Genomic DNA, 22,646 nt, shown 5'->3' on the forward strand with positions numbered 1-22,646 from the left:
TAAATAGGTTGTTACCGTTACATAGAAAATTATAAGGTCTATGTTTTAATTTGTCGAAAAGAATGTCTTAATCGATGATTTTGCCTTCGCTTGGTACATATTTTAATACTTCTGCATCGATTTCTTCTAATGATTTACCTACACATTTATGAGAAACAGGTTGCTCGATAACACAGTTATCAGCAAGTTGCATTTCACGCGCACGTTTTGCAGCTACTGTTACAAGTGTATATTTAGAATCGATTTTTGTTAATAATGAATCAATTGATGGATTTAACATAATTATAGACCCTCCGTCATTTCTTTATAATATTTTGCTACTCTTTCGCGGCGGCAATGTTCACCAACCACAATTGCTTTAATTCTTTCACAAGCTAATTCAACTTGATCGTTTTCTACAACATAGTCGTAAGCGTCCATCATTTCGATTTCTTCTTTCGCTACCGTTAAACGATTTTCAATAACATCTTCAGTTTCTGTACCACGGCCGACAATACGGTTCTTTAGTTCAGATAAACTTGGAGGTGCTAAGAAAATAAATACACCTTCTGGGAAAGCTTTCTTAACTTGAATTGCTCCTTGCACTTCAATTTCTAAGAATACATCTTTTCCTTCTTGTAATGTTTTTTCAACATAGTCAATCGGTGTTCCGTAATAATTACCTACGAACTCAGCCCACTCCAGTAATTTTTCATTATGAATCATTTCCTCAAATTCTTCTCTCTCTTTAAAGAAATAATCCACACCATCTACTTCACCTTCACGTGGCTTACGTGTCGTTACTGAAATGGAGTACTGAAAACGTGTATCCTCATGACTAAACAGCTCTTTTCGAACCGTTCCTTTACCAACCCCAGAAGGTCCTGAAAGAACGATGAGCAATCCTCTTCTACTTCTCATAAATATGTAAAACCTACCCTTCCTCACTTAAATCTTCTTTATTATTCAAACGATGTGCAATCGTCTCTGGCTGAATTGGACTTAATACCACATGCCCATCATCCATAACAATAACCGCCCTTGTTTTTCTCCCATACGTAGCATCAAGCAAAGCATTATGTTCGCGTGCTTCCTGTACTGTTCGTTTAATAGGAGCTGACTCCGGACTTACAATAGCAATAATTCGATGAGCAGATACAATATTTCCGTATCCAATATTTAAAAACCGCATGGCCATAGTTTGCGCCTCCTAGTAAGTCTATCCGATTTCTCCACCACGTATAACTTTATATATTTTTTGAAAGCTACTCAATATTTTGTACTTGTTCACGAATTTTTTCAAGGTTATTTTTCATTTCTACAACATATTTTGAAATTGTTAAGTCATTTGCCTTAGAACCAATCGTATTAATTTCTCTATGCATCTCTTGCACGATGAAATCCATTTTCCTTCCAACAGGCTCTTCAATCTGCAGTGTTTCACGAAATTGCTCTAAATGACTTTGCAAACGAATTAACTCTTCGTGAATATCACAACGCTCTGCAAAGATTGCGACTTCTGTTAACAATCTTTGTTCATCTAGATCTTGATTATGTAATTCTTTTAAGCGATTTTCTAATCGTTCACGATATTTTTGTGTAACAATCGGTACATGCGGAATAATTGCATTTACACAATTGTGAATCTCTTGTAAACGATACGCTATATCTTTATGTAATCGTTCTCCTTCGCCATCTCTCATCGTTTTTAACATATGAGCAGCTTGGCGAACAGCCTCATATAAACCGTTCTCAAATTGTTCATTTACATTTTCTACTTCTTCAATCGCTGTTACTTCTGGCATTTCCATTAATTGCTGAAGTGTAATAGAATCTTGTAATTGAAATTTTCCTTTTATATCTTCCATAATCGATTGGTACTGCTCAAGAAGCGACCAATTCACACTTAATTTTCTTTCAACAAGCCCTTCACCCGTTATACTAATAGACACTTCAATGCGTCCACGCCGAACTTGTTCTGCAATTATTTTACGAATTTTTTCTTCAAATATCATCATTTGCTTCGGAAGTCGAATACTCATCTCTAGGAAACGGTGGTTCACCGATTTCATTTCTACTGTAATTTGAAAAGTATCATTTTCCACTTTCGATCTTCCAAATCCTGTCATACTACAAATCATTTTTATCACATCCAAGCCATGAAATAACTCAATGAAAAAGGTAATAGAGACAAGGCTCTACTACCTTCTGTAAATTATATCACATTTTCATATCATTGACTATTTCAAGTTTAATCCCTTCTTATATAATACTGGCTTTTCCTTCTTCCTCTTTTTCCCTGTTAATAAAGAACCTACTAATAAGAAGGTCGGAATTGATGACAAACCTCCAATTAACAACCAATCTCTTGCTTGTATTGGCATTGTACTAAAGATCGGTTGTAGCGGTGGGTAATATATAACCACTAACATTAACAGTAAAGAAATAATAACCGCTCCTACTAAATACACGTTCCCAAACGGATTACGGTGGAAGATAGAATGTTCACTTCGGCAATCAAATACATGAATAAGTTGTGCAAGTACCAACGTCGCAAACGCCACAGTTTGTGCATATTTCAGTTCATTTGGATGTTGATTATATGCAATAATAAACGCTACTAACGTCACTGCTCCAATTAGAAAGCCACGGCTTATAATTTTCCAGGCAAGCCCTCTAGCAAATACCCCTTCTTTCGGATGACGCGGCGTTCTCTTCATAACGTCTCCTTCCGCCTTATCCAATCCTAATGCCATCGCCGGTAATCCGTCAGTCACTAAGTTCACCCATAAAATTTGAATGGGAACCATCGGCAGCGGTAATGCAAGTAACATTGCAAATAACATGACTAAAATTTCTCCTACGTTCGATGCTAATAAATAACGAATAAACTTACGTATATTCTCGTATATATTTCTACCTTCTTTAATTGCTGATTTAATCGTAGCAAAATTATCATCTAGCAAAACAAGAGAAGAAGCTTCTTTCGCAACGTCTGTCCCTGTAATTCCCATCGCTATCCCAATATCCGCTGTTTTTATAGCCGGAGCATCGTTTACTCCATCACCTGTCATCGCTACTATATGCCCTTTATTTTGCAACGCCTTAACAATCTTCAATTTATGTTCAGGTGATACTCGAGCAAATACATACGTATCTTCTACAACACTTTCTAGTTCCTCTACATCCATATTCGCGAGTTCTACTCCTTCAACAACACGTCCACCAGGTGGTAAAACCCCTAATTGTTCCGCAATTGCCATTGCTGTCACTTTATGATCTCCTGTAATCATCACTGTTCGAATACCAGCTTCTCTGCACTCTTTTACAGCCTGTTCTACCTCTGGTCTTGGCGGATCAATCATTCCCTGTATCCCGACCAACATAAAATCTTTTTCAACGTCTCTTTCATGTTCAATAGAATCTGTTAATTTTAATGGCTTAAATGCAACTGCAATTGTTCGGAGCGCTTGACTACCTAAACTATGAATAGCCGCCTGTACTTCTTTTCTATATAACTCACTTAACGGTTGTTGCTTATCCCCCCATAAAATCGTTTGACTCATTTGCAGGAGGACATCTGGTGCTCCCTTCGTAACAAGAAACTTTTTCCCCTCTCTATCTCGCACAATAACACTCATCATTTTTCGAGTTGAATCGAATGGAAATTCACGAATAATTTCAAATTTCCCTTTCAGTGCCTCACGCGTTATCCCCGCTTTCATTGCTGCAGCTACAAGTGCTCCCTCAGTTGGATCTCCATCTAATACATACGCCTTTTTCTTTTGAATAATATTTGCGTTATTACAAAGTGAACCAAATGTTAGTAGTTGATATAGTGCTTTTGTTTTAGCTGGATCGCATTCTTTTTCACCTTTCAAAAAAGAGCCATTAGGTTCATATCCTTGACCCGTAACTTTCCATAATTCCCCACCTGACCACATATGTGTTACCATCATTTTGTTTTGCGTCATTGTTCCTGTTTTATCAGAGCATATAACAGAAGCGCATCCTAACGTTTCTACCGCTGGTAACTTCCTTACAATTGCTCTCTTTTTAATCATACGCTGTACACCAAGCGATAAAGCTACTGTAACAATTGCTGGTAATCCTTCAGGAATAGCAGCAACAGCTAGCGACACGCCTGCTAAAAACATATGATACACTTCATTCCCTTGATACACACCGGCTAATACGACAAGCGCTGTCAAAATAAGAGCCACAATAATTAATATTTTCCCGAGTTGCTCTAATCTTCTTTGCAGTGGTGTTTCCATTTGCTCTGCATTTTGTAACATATTTGCAATTTGGCCCATCGCTGTATTCATACCAGTTGCTACAACGACCCCTGTTCCAGCTCCTCGTGTAATCATCGTACCCATAAAAGCCATATTTTTTTGATCACCAATTGAAACATCTTGCCCCTGCAGAGCTTCTACCTTCTTCTGCACCGGTACTGACTCTCCTGTCAAAGCTGATTCTTCGATATATAAACTTGATGCCTCAACAAGACGTACATCCGCCCCAATACGATCACCACTAGAAAATTTAATGATATCACCTAAAACAAGTGCTTTAGACGGTGCTTTTACCCAATTTCCATTCCGCATTACAGTAACTTGCGGGGCGGCTAGCTCTTTTAAAGCTTCCAGTGACTTTTCAGCCTTTCTTTCTTGAAAAAAGCCAAGAATACCATTGATAATAACAATCGCAACAATCGCAATAGAATCAATGTATTCACCTAAAAAAGCTGAAACTATTGTTGCACCAAATAAAACAAGTACCATAAAATCTTTAAACTGCGCCAAAAATACCATCAGTGCAGAAGGCCTTTTGGCTTCATCTAATTCATTTGTACCAAATTTTTTTATTCGCCCTTCTGCTTCCTTCTCTGTAAGCCCAACCTTCACATTCGTATTCGTTCTTTCTTCCACTTCGTGTGCGCGCATTCCATACCAGTTCATCCCGCTATCGACCTCCTGATTCCAGACATACTCTATTGAAAGCTTATTCAGCCTCGTCCAAAAAAATGCTATAATTAACTTTTAGTTAGAAAGGAGTGTTCATTTATGGCATTCGATGGATTATTTACAAGAGCAATTACACATGAAATTGCAAATTCTCTTTACACAGGAAGAATTTCCAAAATATATCAACCTTCAAAATACGAGATTTTATTACATATTCGAGCAAACGGAAAAAATCAAAAACTAATTCTTTCCGCTCATCCGACATATGCACGTTTACACTTAACAAATCAAAATTACGATTCACCTGCACTTCCGCCAATGTTTTGTATGCTTCTTCGTAAGCATTTAGAAGGTGGGTTCATTGAAAAAATTGAACAAATTGATTTAGAGCGCATTATTCAAATTACAGTTCGTAGCAGAAATGAAATTGGTGACGAATCGCTAAAAACATTAGTAATTGAAATAATGGGACGACATAGTAACATCATTTTAGTAGATACAAAAACAAACAATATTTTAGATAGCTTAAAACACGTTTCTTTAGCGGTAAACCGACATCGAACTGTATATGCTGGAGCGGAGTACATTGCACCACCAGCACAACATAAAATTAACCCACTCCAGATTGAAACAAATGATGAATTTATTAGACCGCTAGACTTTCTATCTGGAAACATGGATAAACAGCTTGTCGGCACCTTTACGGGAATTTCGCCGTTATTCGCAAAAGAAGTAGTGAAAAAAGCAGGTATGGTAAATGAAAAAGCATTAGCGGACGCATTTTTCTCCATACAAAAACCATTACTAACTCATACATATTCACCAACAATGACTACTTCAAATGGGAAAGAATTCTTTTATCTTTTCCCTCTTGCACACTTGCAAGGAGAAGACAAGACATTCTCATCTGTTAGTGAATTGCTAGACCGTTTCTTTTTCGGAAAAGCAGAGCGCGACCGTGTAAAACAACAAGCTTATGATTTAGAGCGCTTTATGCAAAACGAAAAAAATAAAAATGAGAAGAAACTCATTAAACTAGAAAAAACATTACAAGATGCCGGAAAAGCAGATAAATATCAACTATTTGGAGAACTACTTACAGCCAATATGTACGCTTTGAAAAAAGGTGATAAAGATATTGAAGTCGTTAACTATTACGACGAAAATGGCGGAACTGTAAAAATTACATTAGATCCTTTAAAAACACCATCTGACAATGCGCAACGCTATTTCCAAAAGTACCAAAAAGCGAAAAATTCAGTTGTTGTTGTAGAAGAACAAATCGAAAAAACAAATGAAGAAATTCTTTATTTTGATAGCTTACTTCAACAAATGGAAGCTGCTTCTTCAAAAGATATTGAAGAAATTCGCGAGGAATTAGCTGAAGAAGGTTATATGCGCAATCGTAAAGCAAAAAATGCTAAGAAGAAACCAACTAAACCGGTATTAGACAAATATTTAGCTAGTGACGGAACAGAAATTTTCGTCGGTAAAAACAACAAGCAAAACGATTATTTAACAACGAAGTTTGCCCGTCGTGATGAAATTTGGTTACATACGAAAGATATCCCTGGGTCTCATGTTGTCATACGTTCTCTTGAACCTACCGAAGAAACCGTGTTAGAAGCTGCTAAAATCGCTGCCTATTTCAGTAAAGCAAAAGATTCTAGTTCTGTTCCTGTAGATTTCACCAAAATACGCCATGTCAAAAAACCGAGTGGTGCAAAACTTGGTTTTGTTACGTACGACAATCAGCAAACCGTATATGTAACACCTGATGCTGATACTGTGATGAAATTAAAAGCGTAAATAAAAAATGCGTTGCTTATAAGTAACGCATTTTTTATATTTTTCAATTTAGTTCCTATATCCATTCAATAACTCAAAACATCTTTCTCCCCTTCAATATTGTCAAAAAAATTGACAGGGTCATTTCACAGTTGTATAAATTTTTTTACAGCATGTAAATAAAGTGCAACTCCAATCAATATTTTTTCATCCCCTTGCTATTTTTTATCTCCCCTAAAATATATGTTGCTCCTACTATCTTTTCTTCAAATATATATTTTGGCACGCTATTTGCTTTATTTAATACTGTGAATAGGGGGAATTAACATGACTTTAAAAATTAATAAAATCCAAAATCAACTACAAAACTATGAAATTGACGGATTACTGATTACAAAAAAAGAAAATCGCCAATATGCAACAGGCTTTACAGGTAGTGCTGGCGTCGTCTTAATCTCTGCGGATAAAGCTGTATTTATAACTGATTTTCGCTATGTAGATCAAGCGAAATCACAAATAAAAGATGCTGAAATTATTATGCATAATGGAAATTTAGAAAAAGAAATTGCAAATCAAGTATCGAAATTAAACATTCAAAAACTCGGAATTGAAGAAAACAACATGACATTGCAACAATATAAAAACTTACAAAAATACGTACATGTGGAAATAATTCAAGTGTGCGAAATCATCGAAAATATTCGTATTATTAAAGACACGCCTGAAATAGAAAAAATGAAAATCGCAGCTAATATTGCTGACGAAGCATTTCACCACATCCTTACGTTTCTAAAACCAGAAATAAGTGAAAATGATGTACGAGATGAGTTAGAATTTTTCATGCGAAAAAAAGGGGCTACATCCTCTTCATTCCAAATCATTGTAGCTTCTGGCGTTCGTTCTTCACTTCCTCATGGAGTTGCATCAAATAAAATAATCGAACAAGACGACGTTGTTACATTAGATTTCGGTGCACTTTACGATGGATATTGTTCCGATATAACTCGTACTGTAGTAATCGGAGAACCATCAGAAGAATTCAAAAAGATATACAATGTTGTACGAGAAGCGTTAAAACGTGGGACGGAAGCAATTAAGCCTGGAGAAACTGCGAAAAGGATCGATGATATAACGAGAGATTACATTACTGAGCATGGGTACGGCCAATATTTTGGACACTCTACTGGTCATGGTCTTGGGTTAGAAATACATGAACCTCTTCGCCTATCCCAAGAAAGTAAGGCTACTTTAGAAGAAGGTATGGTCGTTACAGTTGAACCTGGTATTTACATACCAAACTGGGGCGGTTGTAGAATTGAAGATGATATTGTCATTACAAAAGACGGATATGAAGTTATTACAAAATCAAATCGGGAACTAATTGTCATACCTTGTTAAAATCATAACCTTTTAAAAGGAGTTTTTCTCTGCACATAGAATTCTTTCTCTGGAGTCATCGTTTAAAGAGGGGGAATTTAAATTGAATTTTGTAATTGATAAAATAGATGGTTTACAAGCTGAATTTTCCAAACTTGTTTCCATGATGAATTACGCTCGCTATACAACAATGCAGGCGGTGGAAGGTTTAACAATTGAAGAACTTGATTATTTATATGATGAGGAAGCAAATTCAATTGGCATGCTTTTGTACCATATGGCCGCTATTGAATTTTACTACCAGATTCATACTTTTGAAGACCGTGAACCAACGGAGGCTGAATTAGAACAGTGGTTACCTGCTATTGAGTTAGGAAATATTGGACGCGAGAAAATAAAAGGAAACCCTATAGAATTTTAAATAAACACATTACAAAAAGTACGTTCCAAAACGATCGAGACTTTTCAATCGTTACCTGATGAATGGCTATTTAAAACGACAGAATTTTGGTATGACAAACGAGCGAATAACTATTTTAAGTGGTTTCACGTATTTGAAGATGAAATCAATCATCGCGGACAAATTCGTTTAGTTAAAAAGATGCAAAAATCTCATTCAGTAAAATGAGAAAATGCCACCGAATAAGGTGGCATTTTCTTTTATTCATTAACGAATAACTTTTCATTTACTTTTTTAGCGACTACCGCTATCGACATTAAAATACATATTAAATATAGTAATTTCGCGATAAATAACCACCCTTGAAACATTACAATTCCGTCTATGATCTCATTTCCTTTCAATAGCAAAAACGGAATTGTGCTAATTATAATGACAAACTCGATGCTGAAAACAATTTTCTTTTTTCTGCTATATGCTTTCCATTCATCCCAGCGATACATAGGAGCAAATATGAATACTCCTATACATAATATAATTGGTACCCATTCACTTTTAAGAAATTGCCCTGAAATAACTGATAATAGTAAACAAACGAGCACACCATAATACCCTATTTTCTCTCTCATTCGTACTCCCCCATTCTACTTCTCCTTTAATATGTAACTTACTATGCTTATAACAAATCTTAGGGTGTGTCTAAAAACTGTTGTTCATTGTGTTAATCGAAAAATGGCAGCGATATACACAAAGGCTAAAAAAGAAGATGCCAGCTTATCATAACGTGTTGCGATTCTACGGAAATGCTTGATTTTATTGAAAAAACACTCCACTAAATGGCGTTCTTTATATAAATACCAATCCACATTCCAAGGAGCTTTCGCATTTGACCTGGGTGGAATGGTATAGGTTGCTTCATGATCGGTAATATAGTTACGAATCGTATGAGAACCATAGGCCTTGTCACCAAGAATATTGCTGCCCTTAATCGGTATTTCATCCAAAAGCTCGCAAACAGGAGTGCTATCAAAAATATTTCCGCCAGTCAAATGAAATAAAATGGGGTTGCCTAAACCATCAACAATTGCATGGATTTTGGTAGTTTTTCCACCGCGACTCATGCCAATATGCTGATGACACTCATGATTTACAGCCTTTTTTTTGCACCAGCACTATGTTGATGCGCTTTGATACTGGTTGAATCTATGCTGAGGTTTTCAAGATCCGGTTCAGCATTTAATTCTTGAAAAATAGTCAGTAAGACACCTTCATCACGCCATTTGCAGAAGCGAGCATACACGGTTTTCCATAATCCGTAATGGTCCGGCAAATCACGCCAGGGAGCGCCGCTCCTAGCTATCCATAAAATAGCATTGAACATTTCACGATTACTCCTTTTAGGCGGACGACCAGTAAAATACGGTGGGAAAAAGTCTTTGATTTGTTCCCATTGTTCATTTGTAAGTTCGTAGCGGCGTGGCGTCATAGAAAATACCCCTCTCTAAATGATTTGAGGTAATCCTATCATAGAAATAGTTTTTAGACACACCCTAGTAAAATAACAACTACAATTACAATATAAAGACCCTTCGCAGATGACATCCATTCTTGAAAAATAGACATTTTCTCCATTTGCTTCTGCCCCTCTATTAAAATAATCCCTGCGACAAATGAACAAATAACAATAATGCCTATCATACATCCGATACTTTTCTTACTATATTGTTTCATATCATCCCAGTTATATAAAAGTATAAATACAAACCCGAAAACAGGTATGATACTGATCCATTCATTACTTGTAAACAGATTCAAAATGATTAATAGACTACAAGAAAGGATGAATCCCCAAAACCCAATTTTTTTGCGCATAAACCCTCTTAGAATTCCATTTTTAGGATTAATTGTATTGTAACATCCATTTCTACTTCTTACCATTACAGTACATGAAATTTCATTTTTTTCTTTTTCCTATACTCACATACTTTTACTGCTTTCATACAATAAACTACACGAATGCCTAAAGGATGTGAATGTTATGGGAGTTGAATTAACGCTATTGCATGCTCTCTATATTCTTTGTTTACTCACTATTATTACTTTTTTTATTCTCCGGAAAGATACGACGATTATTTGTATCGTTTTTATCTTTTTATTAGCATTAACTGCTACAAGTTCTATCCCTCTTGCCGTTAGCGGTATTTTTCAAAGTTTCATTTACGCCATTACTGAGCTATTACCAACTATATTAATCATCTCCATTATCGTATCAATGAGCAATCTACTCGTTCATACTGGCATAAATGATACGATGATTTCACCATTTACAAAGATGATTCGTACTCCTACACTCGCCTACTGGATCATCGGCCTTTTGATGATGACAATTTCTTTCTTCTTTTGGCCTTCTCCAGCTGTCGCTTTAATGGGAGCTATTTTATTACCCGTCGCTGTACGCGTCGGCCTTCCGCCAATTGGAGTTGCCATTGCTATGAACTTGTTCGGACACGGCATCGCCTTATCTGGTGACTTCGTTATTCAAGGTGCACCGAAATTAACAGCGGATGCTGCTGGTCTTCCTGTTTCCAGCGTTGTTTCTGCCAGTGTTCCCCTCGTTATCGTTATGGGTATTGTGACAACTTCCGTCGCATTTTTCTTCTTACGAAAAGAATTCCATACAGGCTTATCTATACAAGAATCTATCCCATCAACTGAGTCTTCTAAAACACTCACTTCATTATCTCCTCGGACAAAAAAATGGCTCGCTATTTGTATTCCGATCGTATATGCCATCGATATCCTTTGCATGATGCAATTTAAACTACAAGGAAGCGACGCAACTGCACTTATCGGCGGGACGACTGTTATTATGATTATCATTATTTCCCTCATCGCTTACAAAGGAAATGGATTGAATAAAACGACCGATTATTTTATAGAAGGGCTCCAATTTGGATTTAAAATTTTCGGCCCAGTTATTCCAATTGCCGCACTCTTTTATTTAGGAGATAGCGGTTTTGTAAAAATTATCGGAGACTATTTACCGAAAGGTTCACATGGAATCATTAACGACTTAGGAATCGCCTTATCTCAAACTGTTCCTTTAAACCAATATGTATCGGCGGGAACATTAACTATCGTTGGTGTCATTACTGGTTTAGATGGATCTGGATTTTCCGGCATTTCACTTGCTGGTTCGATTGCTAACCTTTTTGGAACAGCTACATTAACAGCACTCGGGCAAATTGCTGCAATCTGGACCGGAGGCGGGACTTTAATTCCTTGGGCGCTTATTCCTGCCGCTGCCATTTGTAAAGTGGATCCATTTGAACTTGCAAGACGAAATTTTTTACCGGTTGTGATTGGCTTAATTGTCACCACAATCGTTGCGATGTTTATCCTATAACATAAGCAAGTGTTCTCTTGCTTATGTTTTTTTATTGTAAAATTCATCATGAATTACTGGCTTTCAAAAGGAGTTATGTAAATGTTAGCGAAATTATATTAAGAGAGTATTTATTCCAAAACGTTTACGAGAAACAGATTACTTCCATTAGAAAAGGGGACATAACTATGAATGAATTGATTTTCTTCTTATTAATTTGTCCATTACTTATCTTTATCGTTTCTGTTATTGGAACGCGCAAGACGAAAACGTATTACGTAATGCCGATTGTAACGTTTGCTAGTTTTTTAATAATAGGTGTTATCGCCTTTACTCCAAAATTTTTCTTTTGGGTTGGCATGTACAGCATTTTCTCATTTATTGTTTCTTATATGACGCTATTGTTTGTAAGAGGATATGAAGTTGCGGAAAATGCTAAATAGTTGTTAGCAAGGAGACAGGAATATGGTTTTCTTTGATATTGATGGAACTTTACTTGATTATGAGGCCGCTGAAAGAAATGGTATTATAGATTTTTTTCAAATATATAATACTATTTTTTCAGGCAATGAATTAGAGGCAACGAAAGTCTGGCATGAATTATCAGAAGAATATTTCAACAAATTTTTATCCAAAGAATTATCTTTTCAAGAACAACAAAGTATGCGAATGTATCATTTATTTAAAGCATATGGAGTAAACTTATCTCCCGAGGAATCTCAGCATAAATTCAATCAATATATAGAACTATATAAGAACAACTGGGCCAAGTTTGAAGATGTAAACTATACATTACAGACCTTGCAGGAAAAAGGGCACTCATTAGGTATCATTAGTAATGGTGAATATGAGCAACAAGTCGAAAAGTTAACTACTCTAAACATTCTACAATATTTCAAATACATATTTACTTCTAGTGAAATTGGGATATCGAAACCAGACCCTAAAATTTTTCAAAGAACTGTATTACAATCAAATCTTGAAATGAAAGATTGCTATTATATTGGCGATCGATTAGAAACAGATGCAATTAGTAGTACAGCAGCTGGAATGCATGGGATATGGTTAAATCGGGATAACTTGCAACTCAAGTTTGATGTTCCTACTATCTGTTCTTTACATGAAGTTTTAACAATACTATAAAAAAACGACCGCGTTCCCCCGCGGTCGTCTTTTTCGTGTTACGCTGTGATCCAAGCTTCGTTTGCTGGATTTTTACGCCACTCTTGTAATTTTTTCGTTTCAGCTTGTCCGATCATACCTTTTTCTGCTGCTACTTCAGTTAATGCACTGTAATCGCTTAAAGAGTATGATGCTACGTTAGCTGCTTCTAGTTTTTCTTTTCCTGCTTCTAGCTCGTATGTGAAGATTGATACGATTCCTAATACTTCACATCCAGCTTCGCGAAGTGCTTCTACACATGTAATTGCACTACCGCCAGTTGAAATTAAGTCTTCTACTACTACTACTTTTTGACCTTTTTCAGCTTTTCCTTCAATTTGGTTCCCTTTACCGTGACCTTTTGCTTTACTACGTACGTAGCACATTGGTAAATCCATACGATCGCTTACCCATGCAGCGTGCGCAATACCAGCAGTTGCTGTTCCTGCAATAACTTCTACAGTTGGGAAGTGCTCTTTAATTAACTCTTCTAATCCAGCTGCAATCGCTTGACGTACTTTTGGATAAGATAAAGTTAAACGATTATCACAATAAATTGGTGATTTCATACCTGAAGACCAAGTAAATGGATCGTTCGGTTGTAAAAATACTGCTCCAATTTCTAATAAATGCGATGCGATTTCTTTTTTCATACTGTTACACCTTCCCACTGTTGTTTTACTGTTTTATACGCTTCAAGCGGATTTTCCGCTTTTGTAATACTACGTCCAACTACGATGTAGCTTGAGCCAAGTTCCCTCGCACGTTTCGGTGTTGCTACGCGCACCTGGTCATTTACATCATCGCTTGCAAGACGAATCCCCGGTGTTACTGTTACAAATTCATTTCCGCATACTTCACGTAATTTCGGAACTTCAAGTGTTGAACAAACAACACCATCAAGTCCACTTTCTTTCGTTAGTTTTGCATAATGAGCAACCGCTTCTTCTAACGTTTTCTCAATGCCAATCTCTTTTTTCATCATAGCTTCCGAAGTGCTTGTTAGTTGTGTAACTGCAATACAAATCGGTCTCTCTTTTCCTTCTTGCTTACCTTCCTCTAATCCCTCAATCGCAGCTTTCATCATACTGCTTCCCCCAGCAGCATGAACATTTACCATATCAACATCTAGACTAGCTAGGCTACGCATAGCGCTTTTTACTGTATTCGGAATATCATGAAGTTTTAAATCTAGGAAGATCTTATGCCCTTTTTCTTTTAAGTACGTAATAATCGCAGGTCCTTCTTTGTAGAATAACTCCATACCAACTTTGACAAATAACTCTTCCCCTTCAAAGTGGTGTAAGAATTGTTCTACATCTTGTTTCCCTGGAAAATCTAGTGCAACGATTAACGACTGTGACATGTTTGCTTCCAGCTCCTTCCTTGACATTCCGAAATGTGATCAAATCCTAATTCATCTAGTAATGCTGGTAATTCTTCAATAATTGTCGGACATACGAACGGATCGATAAAGTTCGCTGTTCCAACTGCAACCGCGCTTGCGCCAGCATAGAAGAATTCAATTACATCTTCCGCAGTTTCAATACCACCCATTCCGATAATCGGAATGTTAACCGCTTGACTTACTTCATGTACCATACGAATTGCTACTGGCTTAATCGCAGGACCTGATAATCCGCCTGTACGGTTTGCTAAAATTGGTTTAGCTGTTTTTAAATCTAGACGCATACCAAGCAATGTATTAATCATCGTTAAACCGTCCGCACCCGCATTTTCAATTGCTTTTGCAATCTCCACAATGTTTGCCACGTTCGGTGACAATTTCACATATACCGGTACTTCAGAAACCTCTTTTACTCGCTTCGTTAAATCAGCAGCAATTTCAGGATTCGTACCAAAAGCGATACCACCCGTTTTTACGTTTGGACAAGAAATATTTAATTCTAGCGCATGAACATTAGGTGCCTTTGAAATTTCTTTCGCAACTGCTACATAATCCTCAGCTTGTGAGCCAGCAACATTCGCAATAATCGGAAGATCAAATTGCTCGAGAAAAGGTAATTCAGAATTCATTACCTTTTCTAATCCAGGATTTTGAAGCCCGATTGCATTTAGCATTCCGCCTGGTGTTTCCGCAACACGAGGCGTTGGGTTTCCGTAACGAGGCTGTTCTGTTGTCGCTTTAATCATAATTGATCCAAGTACACTTAAATCATAGAACTGTGCATACTCACGACCAAATCCGAAGCAACCAGATGCTGGGATGATTGGATTTTTTAATGATAACCCTGGTAATTCAACTTGCAATCTGTTCATAGTACAACCTCCCCGATTGGAAATACTGGTCCGTCGCTACACACCTTCTTGTAAGAATGTCCACTCGGATCTGCTTGTAAATGGCATACACATGCAAAACATGCTGCAATGCCACAGCCCATACGCTCTTCTAATGAAATGTAGGCTTTTCTCTCTTTATAGCGTCCTTCTAATGCACGAAGCATCGCTAAAGGTCCACATGAGTATAGAATGTCAAAGTCGATTCCATAGCTATCAATTACATCTGTTACAAAGCCTTCTGTACCATGCGTACCATCAACTGTTGCAACATACGTATCACCAAGCTCTGCGAATTTCTGTTCATAGAAGACAACATCTTTCGTTTGGAAACCTAAGATGTGAATAACGCGTACTCCCTTTGCTACAAGACGCTGTGACAATTCATATAGTGGTGGTACACCAATTCCCCCTCCAACTAATAGAGCCGTTTGTCCAGCTTCCGCTTCTTCTACAGGAAAACCATGTCCAAGTGGTCCTAACACATCTACAAGTTCGCCTTGTTTTCTTTTCGCTAATGTTTTTGTTCCTTGTCCTTCCGCACGATATAGCATTGTAAATTCGTTCTTGTCTTGATCGACATTACAAATACTAATTGGGCGGCGCAGAAGGGGCGTAATGCCCTCTGCTACCTTAATGTGTACAAACTGCCCTGGATCGTTCATTTGCTGTACTAGATCCCCTTGAAGCACTAATTCGTAAATGTTTTTTGCGATTTCTTTTTGGTTAACGACGATCATATTTTGCTTTTGCATCATGCATGTACCACCTCGTGACGCTTCGTTTGCGTAATTTCTTTCATTGAATGAGCTGAGAATGTCATAGATTCTAGTACTCGTAAGATTGCTCTCGTTGTATCAAGTGATGTTAAGCAAGCTACACCATTTTCTACTGATTCACGGCGAATGCGGAAACCATCACGCGCTGGTTGTTTGCCTTTTGTTAATGTATTGATTACAAACTGTGCTTTTCCTTGACGGATAATATCAAGTAAGTTGTATTCTTCAGAATCAATTTTATTTACAACTTGCACTGGAATGTTTTGCTCTGCTAACGATTGTGCTGTTCCAGCTGTTGCTAATAAGTTATAGCCGATTTCGTGGAAACGTTTTGCAATTTCCATTGCTTCTTCTTTGTCTTTATCCGCTACAGTGATGATTACTGATCCGTGCGTTGGGATGTTAATTCCTGAAGCAACTAACCCTTTGTATAATGCTTTTTCAAGTGTTAAGTCTTTACCCATTACTTCCCCTGTTGATTTCATTTCAGGTCCTAATGTTGTATCAACTGAACGTAGCTTCGCAAATGAGAATACCGGTGCTTTTACATACACTTCTTTCTCTTCTGGGTGATAACCAGTTCCATATCCTTGTTCTACAAGATCTTGACCTAAAATAACTTTCGTTGCAACATTCGCCATCGGTACGCCTGTAATTTTACTTAAGAATGGTACTGTACGACTCGCACGTGGATTTACTTCAATTACATACACTTCATCTTTGAATACTACAAACTGAATGTTTAGTAATCCAACAATGTTTAAACCTTTTCCAAGTGCAATTGTATGTTCAATAATTTGTTCTTTCAGTTTTGCAGATAAGCTTTGCGGTGGATATACTCCGATTGAGTCACCAGAGTGAACTCCAGCGCGTTCAATATGTTCCATAATACCTGGAATGAATACATTCTCACCGTCTGAAATTGCATCTACTTCAATTTCTTTACCAACCATGTAACGATCGATTAATACTGGGTGATCTGCGTGAACTTTAACCGCATTTTTCATGTAGTGCAGCAGTTCTTCTTGACGATATACGATTTCCATCGCGCGTCCACCTAGTACGTAAGATGGTCTTACTAATACTGGGTAACCAATTTTGTCAGCGATTGCTACCGCTTGCTCTACAGTCGTTGCTGTTTTACCAACTGGTTGCGGAATACCAAGTTGTGTTAGAGCTGCTTCAAACTTATCACGATCTTCTGCACGGTCTAAATCTTCAAGTGATGTTCCTAAGATTTTCACACCGTGAGCCTCTAATTTAGCAGCTAAGTTAATTGCCGTTTGTCCACCGAATTGGACGATAACACCTTCTGGTTTTTCTAAATCGATAATGTGCATTACATCTTCGATTGTTAATGGTTCAAAGTATAATTTGTCAGAAATACTGAAGTCTGTTGAAACTGTTTCTGGATTGTTATTAACAATGATTGCCTCATATCCCGCTTCTTTAATTGCCCATACAGAGTGAACTGTTGCATAGTCAAACTCAACACCTTGACCGATACGGATTGGACCAGATCCTAGAACTACTACACTCTTACGATCTGTTCTAACTGATTCATTCTCGTCACCATATGTGCTGTAGTAGTATGGTGTTGCAGATTCAAACTCTGCCGCACAAGTATCTACCATTTTATAAACAGGAGTTATGTTGCTTTCTTTACGCATATCGTAAATTTCACGCTCTGTTTTGTTCCAAGCATTGGCGATGTAATGGTCACTGAAGCCCATTTCTTTCGCTGATTGTAATACTTCCATATTTCCTACATTTGCTTTTACTTCGCGTTCCATGTTTACGATATTTTCAACTTTTTGTAAGAAGAAGAAGTCCATTTCACACCAATTGTTGATTTCTTCTTTCGTTACACCTTGACGAATTGCTTCTGCTACAATAAACAGTCGCTCATCATCAGCTTTTATAATGCGTTTTTTCATTGTCTCTTTATCAAGCTCTTTTAAATGCTCTAACTCTAAGTGATAAACACCAAGTTCTAAAGAACGAATCGCTTTTAATAATGATTGCTCTAAGTTACGTCCGATTGACATAACTTCACCAGTTGCCTTCATTTGTGTACCCAGTGTTCTGTTTGCTGATTCAAACTTATCAAATGGCCAGCGTGGAATTTTTGAAACAACATAGTCTAATGCTGGTTCGAAACAAGCATATGTTTTTTGTGTTACTGGATTTATAATTTCATCTAATGTTAAACCGACTGCAATTTTTGCCGCTAGCTTCGCAATTGGATATCCAGTTGCTTTAGATGCTAGTGCAGATGAACGACTTACACGCGGGTTTACTTCGATTACATAATATTGGAAGCTATATGGATCAAGTGCAAGCTGAACGTTACATCCACCTTCAATTCCTAATGCACGAATAATTCGTAATGAAGTGTTTCGTAACATTTGATATTCACGGTCACTTAATGTTTGGCTCGGTGCTACAACGATAGAATCACCTGTGTGAACCCCAACTGGATCGATATTTTCCATGTTACATACTACAATCGCGTTATCATTTGAATCACGCATTACTTCATATTCAATTTCCTTACAACCAGCAATGCTCTTTTCTAATAAACATTGTGTTACCGGACTATGTTTTAATCCACCTGATACGATTTCAATTAGTTCTTCTTCATTACTACAGATTCCGCCACCTGTCCCCCCCATTGTAAATGCTGGGCGAACAATAACTGGATATCCAATTTCTTTTACAAATTCATGTGCTTCTTCTAGCGTATGAATAATGGTACTAGATGGAATTGGTTCATTTAATTCCTGCATTAAGGTACGGAATAAATCACGATCCTCCGCTTGCTCGATTGCTGATAATTTTGTTCCTAAAATCTCAACTCCGCACTCTTCAAGTATGCCTGATTTCGCAAGTTCAACAGCCATATTCAGGCCTGTTTGACCACCTAATGTTGGTAAGATTGCATCTGGACGTTCTTTACGAATGATACGGCTTACGAATTCTAGTGTTAATGGTTCTATATATACTTTATCTGCCGTTGCAGTATCTGTCATAATTGTTGCTGGGTTAGAGTTAACAAGGATTACTTTGTAACCTTCTTCTCTAAGAGATTGACAAGCTTGTGTACCAGAGTAGTCAAACTCTGCTGCTTGCCCAATTACAATTGGTCCTGATCCGATTACTAAAATTGTGTTAATGTCTAGGCGTTTTGGCATAACTCTTCCCCTTCTTTCTTGAAGTTTTCAATCATTGCTAAGAAATCTTCGAACAAATCGTTTGCATCTTCTGGTCCTGCAGAAGCTTCTGGATGGTATTGTACTGTAAATGCTGGGAACTTCGTATGACGAAGACCTTCTACTGTTCCATCATTTAAAGCAACATGTGTAATTTCAAGTTCTGTATTTTTAACTGATTCTTCTTCTACTGCGTAACCATGATTTTGAGATGTAATTGCTACTTTTCCAGTTGCAAGATGTTTTACCGGATGGTTTAAACCACGGTGACCGAATTTTAACTTACTTGTATTCGCACCAGATGCTAGAGCGAATAGTTGATGTCCTAAGCAAATTCCGAATAAAGGAACTTTACCGATAATGTTTTTTAACATTTCAATTGCTTCTGGTACATCTTTTGGATCTCCAGGTCCGTTACTTAACATAATTCCATCTGGGCTAAGACGTAAAATTTCTTCTGCTGTTGTATTGTAAGGTACTACAATTACATCACAGTCACGTTTATTTAATTCTCGTAAAATACCATGTTTCATTCCGAAGTCTACAAGTACAACTCGGTGTCCACGGCCTGGGCTTGGGTATGGATCTTTCGTTGATACGCGTTTCACGTGATCTGTAAATACTGTCGCTTTTAATTGGCTCACGATGTATTCTACATCTGCATCCATGTTACATAGACGTCCACGTAATGTACCGTATTGACGAATTTTTCTCGTTAATTTTCTTGTATCAATTCCTGCTAACCCTGGGATATTTCTTTCTTTTAAGTAATCATTTAACGAAATTTCATTACGGAAGTTTGATGGATGATCACAAATTTCGTTTACGATTAAACCATTTACAGATGGGTGAATCGATTCAAAATCATCACGGTTGATGCCGTAGTTTCCGATTAATGGGTACGTGAATGTTACGATTTGACCGCAATATGATGGATCAGATAATGTTTCTTGATATCCAGTCATTCCTGTTGTAAATACAACCTCACCTGACTTTTCGATTTCTCCTCCGAAACCTTTTCCAATTAATACTGTTCCATCTTCTAAGATAAGTTGTCTTTTCATACTAATGCACTCTCCTTTTGCCATGCGATCTTACCACCAACGATTGTCATTACCGGCCATCCTTGGCATTTCCAACCTGCGAATGGTGTATTTTTTCCTTTTGATAAGAATGTTGTTGGGTCAATCTCTTCTTCTTGTTCTAAATCAATGATTGTAATATCAGCTGTTCTACCTTCTTTCAGGCGACCTGCTTCTAAGCCGAATGTATCAGCTGGTTTTTCTGTTAAGAATTGAATTAACTGCTCTAATGTAATAATTTCTTTTTTCACAAGGTTTGTGTATAGAAGTGGGAATGCTGTTTCAAAACCAGTAATTCCGAATGGTGCTCTTTCAATTCCTTGCGCTTTCTCTTCCGCTGTATGCGGTGCATGATCAGTTGCGATCATATCAATCGTTCCATCTAATAAACCTTCAATTAGTGCTGCGTGATCTTCTTTCCCACGAAGCGGTGGGTTCATTTTAAAGTTAGGATCAGCTGATGGGATATCATCTTCACATAACACTAAGTGATGAGGTGTTACTTCTGCTGTTACTTTAATTCCAGCGCGTTTCGCATCTCGAATTACGCGTACAGAACCTTTCGTACTTACGTGACATACGTGATAGTGACAATCTGCCGCTTCAGCAAGCAGTATATCCCTTGCAATATGTACAGATTCACATACTGATGGGATACCGTTTAATCCGTGTTTCTCAGAAAACTTCCCTTCATGTACACAACCTTTATTAATAAGAGTATTCTCTTCACAATGCGCAACTACTGCCATATTTAATTTCGCTGCACGCTTCATAGCAGCTAACATCATGCTAGCATCTTGTACGCCTACACCGTCATCAGTGAAAGCAAATGCTCCAAGTTCTTTTAATGTTTCGAAATCTGTCATTTCAGAACCAGCTTGGCGTACTGTAATTGCTCCGTATGGTAGTACGTTGACATGCGCTTTTTCTTTAATACGATTTTGCAAGTCTTCCATATGTTCTCTGCAATCTGGTACTGGGCGTGTATTTGGCATTGCACAAATTGTAGTGAATCCACCTTTTGCCGCTGCTAGTGTACCTGTTTCAATTGTTTCTTTATGTTCACCACCTGGTTCACGAAGATGTACGTGTACATCTACTAATCCAGGTGCGATTAACTTTCCGTTCACATCGATTACTTTAGCATTATCTGCCGTAATATTTTCTGCTACCTTAGCGATTTTACCGTCTTGTACGAGAAGATCTGTTGCTACGATTTTTCCTTCTTCATTCATATAACGACCATTTTTAAACAAGTAATTCATGTTTCATTCCTCCTAATACATTTGGTAAGGCGCGTTTTAGTACAGCCATTCTTACGTAAACTCCATTTTCCATTTGTTTAAATATGCGTGAACGCTCACACTCAACAAGTTCACTTGCAATTTCAACATCACGGTTTACAGGAGCTGGATGCATAATAATGCTTCCTTCTTTCATACGCTTTTCTCTTTCCACTGTTAATCCGTGTTTCTCATGATACTCTTTCATAATGTCTGTTTCATAATGATCATGACGCTCATGTTGTACACGAAGTAACATCATTACATCCACTTCTGGAACAAGTTCATCTAATGGTTTGTATGTTCCAAACGTGCTGTCTTCATCTTTCCACTCTTCTGGACTTGCAAAGTAAATTGTTGCACCCAGTTTCGTTAATGCTTCTGCATTAGAACGTGCTACTCGGCTATGACGAACATCTCCTACTATCGCAATCTTTAATCCTTCAAATCTTCCAAACTCTTGTTTAATTGTAAGAAGATCGAGTAGGCACTGCGTTGGATGGTTTCCACATCCATCTCCAGCGTTTAAGATTGGGATATTTACCTGTTCTTTTAGTTCATCGAAGTAGCGATCTTGCTCATGGCGGACGATCACCGCTTTTGTTCCGATTGATTCTAGTGTTCTTATCGTATCGTATAAAGTTTCTCCTTTTTGTACGCTAGATGCATCCGCTGAAAAGTTTAAAACTTCAAGTCCTAATCTCTTCTCAGCAACTTCAAAGCTAAATCTCGTTCTCGTACTATTCTCAAAGAACAAGTTCGCAACAAAAGTTTGCTCTGTCGTTTTGCTCTCTTTTCCATTCGCGAAATCTTCTGCGTCTTTTAGGATTTCTGAAATTTCTACTTCCGATAATTCACTCATCGTTAACAAATGGCTCATCGTCATCCCTCATCTTTCTGATTTTTATGTTACCACTTTTGTATTTTTATAA

The 22,646-nt window shown here is 37.4% G+C and carries 21 protein-coding genes and 1 pseudogene; 6 read left to right on the forward strand and 16 right to left on the reverse strand.

What is annotated here, in order from left to right:
• Nucleotides 1-67: 67 nt before the first annotated feature.
• The 5 genes from rpoZ to QCI41_RS09710 all read right to left on the reverse strand — a co-directional run bounded on the left by rpoZ (nucleotide 68) and on the right by QCI41_RS09710 (nucleotide 4,943).
• The gene (gene rpoZ / locus QCI41_RS09690; RefSeq protein WP_000933965.1) at nucleotides 68-280 is read right to left on the reverse strand and encodes a DNA-directed RNA polymerase subunit omega; all 213 of its coding nucleotides are present in this window, start codon (nucleotides 278-280) and stop codon (nucleotides 68-70) included.
• 2 nt (nucleotides 281-282) lie between these two features.
• Nucleotides 283-900, reverse strand: a complete 618-nt coding sequence (gene gmk, locus QCI41_RS09695; RefSeq protein WP_353837560.1) for a guanylate kinase — start codon at nucleotides 898-900, stop codon at nucleotides 283-285.
• Between the two features lie 13 nt (nucleotides 901-913).
• Nucleotides 914-1,177, reverse strand: coding sequence for an extracellular matrix/biofilm regulator RemA (remA, locus tag QCI41_RS09700; protein ID WP_001251456.1), 264 nt, complete (start codon nucleotides 1,175-1,177; stop codon nucleotides 914-916).
• A 67-nt stretch (nucleotides 1,178-1,244) separates the two neighbouring features.
• Nucleotides 1,245-2,120 carry a YicC/YloC family endoribonuclease gene (locus tag QCI41_RS09705; protein ID WP_353837559.1) on the reverse strand — a complete coding sequence of 292 codons (876 nt, stop codon included), beginning with the start codon at nucleotides 2,118-2,120 and terminating at the stop codon, nucleotides 1,245-1,247.
• Between the two features lie 99 nt (nucleotides 2,121-2,219).
• Nucleotides 2,220-4,943, reverse strand: coding sequence for a calcium-translocating P-type ATPase, SERCA-type (locus QCI41_RS09710; RefSeq protein WP_353837558.1), 2,724 nt, complete (start codon nucleotides 4,941-4,943; stop codon nucleotides 2,220-2,222).
• Nucleotides 4,944-5,048: 105 nt separating this feature from the next.
• Between QCI41_RS09710 and QCI41_RS09715 the strand changes: the two genes are divergently transcribed.
• From QCI41_RS09715 to QCI41_RS09725, 3 genes and pseudogenes are all read left to right on the forward strand, one after another.
• Complete coding sequence (locus tag QCI41_RS09715; RefSeq protein ID WP_000863260.1) at nucleotides 5,049-6,758, forward strand: Rqc2 family fibronectin-binding protein; 1,710 nt, start codon at nucleotides 5,049-5,051, stop codon at nucleotides 6,756-6,758.
• 306 nt (nucleotides 6,759-7,064) lie between these two features.
• Entirely contained in the window at nucleotides 7,065-8,135 is a 1,071-nt protein-coding gene (locus QCI41_RS09720; protein WP_353837557.1) for a M24 family metallopeptidase, read from the forward strand.
• 82 nt (nucleotides 8,136-8,217) lie between these two features.
• A pseudogene (locus QCI41_RS09725) lies at nucleotides 8,218-8,742 on the forward strand (DinB family protein).
• Between the two features lie 32 nt (nucleotides 8,743-8,774).
• Here the strand turns inward: QCI41_RS09725 and QCI41_RS09730 are convergent.
• From QCI41_RS09730 to QCI41_RS09740, 3 genes are all read right to left on the reverse strand, one after another.
• On the reverse strand, nucleotides 8,775-9,143 hold the full coding sequence (locus QCI41_RS09730) for a YoqO family protein (RefSeq protein ID WP_001208261.1): 369 nt from the start codon (nucleotides 9,141-9,143) through the stop codon (nucleotides 8,775-8,777).
• 84 nt (nucleotides 9,144-9,227) lie between these two features.
• A protein-coding gene (locus QCI41_RS09735) for an IS5 family transposase (RefSeq protein ID WP_483299041.1) occupies nucleotides 9,228-10,000 on the reverse strand; the annotation gives its coding sequence in 2 pieces (ribosomal slippage) (nucleotides 9,228-9,670 and nucleotides 9,670-10,000; 774 coding nt in all).
• A 53-nt stretch (nucleotides 10,001-10,053) separates the two neighbouring features.
• Complete coding sequence (locus QCI41_RS09740) at nucleotides 10,054-10,452, reverse strand: YoqO family protein (RefSeq protein ID WP_353837556.1); 399 nt, start codon at nucleotides 10,450-10,452, stop codon at nucleotides 10,054-10,056.
• Nucleotides 10,453-10,552: 100 nt separating this feature from the next.
• Here QCI41_RS09740 and QCI41_RS09745 point away from each other — a divergent pair, with 100 nt between their 5' ends.
• The 3 genes from QCI41_RS09745 (at nucleotide 10,553) to QCI41_RS09755 (ending at nucleotide 13,042) form a co-directional block, all read left to right on the forward strand.
• On the forward strand, nucleotides 10,553-11,920 hold the full coding sequence (locus QCI41_RS09745) for a hypothetical protein (RefSeq protein ID WP_353837555.1): 1,368 nt from the start codon (nucleotides 10,553-10,555) through the stop codon (nucleotides 11,918-11,920).
• A 167-nt stretch (nucleotides 11,921-12,087) separates the two neighbouring features.
• Nucleotides 12,088-12,342 (forward strand): YbeF family protein, encoded by a 255-nt coding sequence (locus QCI41_RS09750; protein ID WP_353837554.1) that lies wholly within the window; start codon nucleotides 12,088-12,090, stop codon nucleotides 12,340-12,342.
• Between the two features lie 22 nt (nucleotides 12,343-12,364).
• Complete coding sequence (locus tag QCI41_RS09755) at nucleotides 12,365-13,042, forward strand: HAD family hydrolase (protein ID WP_353837553.1); 678 nt, start codon at nucleotides 12,365-12,367, stop codon at nucleotides 13,040-13,042.
• Between the two features lie 38 nt (nucleotides 13,043-13,080).
• On the opposite strand, the gene pyrE is transcribed toward QCI41_RS09755, so the two are convergent.
• The 8 genes from pyrE to pyrB are packed head-to-tail and all read right to left on the reverse strand — an operon-like array spanning nucleotide 13,081 to nucleotide 22,594.
• Nucleotides 13,081-13,713 carry an orotate phosphoribosyltransferase gene (gene pyrE, locus QCI41_RS09760; RefSeq protein WP_000711449.1) on the reverse strand — a complete coding sequence of 211 codons (633 nt, stop codon included), beginning with the start codon at nucleotides 13,711-13,713 and terminating at the stop codon, nucleotides 13,081-13,083.
• Nucleotides 13,710-14,426, reverse strand: a complete 717-nt coding sequence (gene pyrF, locus QCI41_RS09765; RefSeq protein ID WP_000083488.1) for an orotidine-5'-phosphate decarboxylase — start codon at nucleotides 14,424-14,426, stop codon at nucleotides 13,710-13,712. Before pyrF ends, pyrE begins: the two co-directional genes overlap by 4 nt.
• Nucleotides 14,411-15,340: a dihydroorotate oxidase B catalytic subunit gene (pyrD, locus tag QCI41_RS09770; protein WP_001081053.1), complete on the reverse strand. Its 930-nt coding sequence runs from the start codon at nucleotides 15,338-15,340 to the stop codon at nucleotides 14,411-14,413. Before pyrD ends, pyrF begins: the two co-directional genes overlap by 16 nt.
• Complete coding sequence (gene pyrK, locus QCI41_RS09775; protein ID WP_353837552.1) at nucleotides 15,337-16,116, reverse strand: dihydroorotate oxidase B electron transfer subunit; 780 nt, start codon at nucleotides 16,114-16,116, stop codon at nucleotides 15,337-15,339. Before pyrK ends, pyrD begins: the two co-directional genes overlap by 4 nt.
• The gene (gene carB, locus QCI41_RS09780) at nucleotides 16,113-19,331 is read right to left on the reverse strand and encodes a carbamoyl-phosphate synthase large subunit (RefSeq protein WP_048563197.1); all 3,219 of its coding nucleotides are present in this window, start codon (nucleotides 19,329-19,331) and stop codon (nucleotides 16,113-16,115) included. The genes pyrK and carB overlap by 4 nt, the downstream gene beginning before the upstream one ends.
• Complete coding sequence (locus QCI41_RS09785) at nucleotides 19,316-20,413, reverse strand: carbamoyl phosphate synthase small subunit (RefSeq protein ID WP_000828673.1); 1,098 nt, start codon at nucleotides 20,411-20,413, stop codon at nucleotides 19,316-19,318. The genes carB and QCI41_RS09785 overlap by 16 nt, the downstream gene beginning before the upstream one ends.
• The gene (gene pyrC / locus QCI41_RS09790) at nucleotides 20,410-21,696 is read right to left on the reverse strand and encodes a dihydroorotase (RefSeq protein ID WP_353837551.1); all 1,287 of its coding nucleotides are present in this window, start codon (nucleotides 21,694-21,696) and stop codon (nucleotides 20,410-20,412) included. Before pyrC ends, QCI41_RS09785 begins: the two co-directional genes overlap by 4 nt.
• Complete coding sequence (gene pyrB / locus QCI41_RS09795; RefSeq protein WP_000018865.1) at nucleotides 21,680-22,594, reverse strand: aspartate carbamoyltransferase; 915 nt, start codon at nucleotides 22,592-22,594, stop codon at nucleotides 21,680-21,682. The genes pyrC and pyrB overlap by 17 nt, the downstream gene beginning before the upstream one ends.
• Nucleotides 22,595-22,646 lie beyond the last annotated feature (52 nt).

Source organism: Bacillus cereus group sp. MG4 (genome assembly GCF_040460055.1).
Classification (GTDB): Bacteria; Bacillota; Bacilli; order Bacillales; family Bacillaceae_G; genus Bacillus_A; species Bacillus_A wiedmannii.

What these genes read in the sequence shown, in the direction of transcription:
- QCI41_RS09740 (WP_353837556.1), bottom strand. Translation starts at nt 10,452, where the DNA reads ATGGTAAGAAGTAGAAATGGATGTTACAATACAATTAATCCTAAAAAT.
- QCI41_RS09730 (WP_001208261.1), bottom strand. Translation starts at nt 9,143, where the DNA reads ATGAGAGAGAAAATAGGGTATTATGGTGTGCTCGTTTGTTTACTATTA.
- QCI41_RS09705 (WP_353837559.1), bottom strand. Translation starts at nt 2,120, where the DNA reads ATGATTTGTAGTATGACAGGATTTGGAAGATCGAAAGTGGAAAATGAT.
- pyrD (WP_001081053.1), bottom strand. Translation starts at nt 15,340, where the DNA reads ATGAACAGATTGCAAGTTGAATTACCAGGGTTATCATTAAAAAATCCA.
- rpoZ (WP_000933965.1), bottom strand. Translation starts at nt 280, where the DNA reads ATGTTAAATCCATCAATTGATTCATTATTAACAAAAATCGATTCTAAA.
- QCI41_RS09755 (WP_353837553.1), top strand. Translation starts at nt 12,365, where the DNA reads ATGGTTTTCTTTGATATTGATGGAACTTTACTTGATTATGAGGCCGCT.
- carB (WP_048563197.1), bottom strand. Translation starts at nt 19,331, where the DNA reads ATGCCAAAACGCCTAGACATTAACACAATTTTAGTAATCGGATCAGGA.
- QCI41_RS09750 (WP_353837554.1), top strand. Translation starts at nt 12,088, where the DNA reads ATGAATGAATTGATTTTCTTCTTATTAATTTGTCCATTACTTATCTTT.
- remA (WP_001251456.1), bottom strand. Translation starts at nt 1,177, where the DNA reads ATGGCCATGCGGTTTTTAAATATTGGATACGGAAATATTGTATCTGCT.
- pyrC (WP_353837551.1), bottom strand. Translation starts at nt 21,696, where the DNA reads ATGAATTACTTGTTTAAAAATGGTCGTTATATGAATGAAGAAGGAAAA.
- QCI41_RS09710 (WP_353837558.1), bottom strand. Translation starts at nt 4,943, where the DNA reads ATGAACTGGTATGGAATGCGCGCACACGAAGTGGAAGAAAGAACGAAT.
- QCI41_RS09745 (WP_353837555.1), top strand. Translation starts at nt 10,553, where the DNA reads ATGGGAGTTGAATTAACGCTATTGCATGCTCTCTATATTCTTTGTTTA.
- pyrB (WP_000018865.1), bottom strand. Translation starts at nt 22,594, where the DNA reads ATGAGCCATTTGTTAACGATGAGTGAATTATCGGAAGTAGAAATTTCA.
- pyrF (WP_000083488.1), bottom strand. Translation starts at nt 14,426, where the DNA reads ATGTCACAGTCGTTAATCGTTGCACTAGATTTTCCAGGGAAACAAGAT.
- QCI41_RS09785 (WP_000828673.1), bottom strand. Translation starts at nt 20,413, where the DNA reads ATGAAAAGACAACTTATCTTAGAAGATGGAACAGTATTAATTGGAAAA.
- pyrK (WP_353837552.1), bottom strand. Translation starts at nt 16,116, where the DNA reads ATGATGCAAAAGCAAAATATGATCGTCGTTAACCAAAAAGAAATCGCA.
- QCI41_RS09720 (WP_353837557.1), top strand. Translation starts at nt 7,065, where the DNA reads ATGACTTTAAAAATTAATAAAATCCAAAATCAACTACAAAACTATGAA.
- gmk (WP_353837560.1), bottom strand. Translation starts at nt 900, where the DNA reads ATGAGAAGTAGAAGAGGATTGCTCATCGTTCTTTCAGGACCTTCTGGG.
- QCI41_RS09715 (WP_000863260.1), top strand. Translation starts at nt 5,049, where the DNA reads ATGGCATTCGATGGATTATTTACAAGAGCAATTACACATGAAATTGCA.
- pyrE (WP_000711449.1), bottom strand. Translation starts at nt 13,713, where the DNA reads ATGAAAAAAGAAATCGCATCGCATTTATTAGAAATTGGAGCAGTATTT.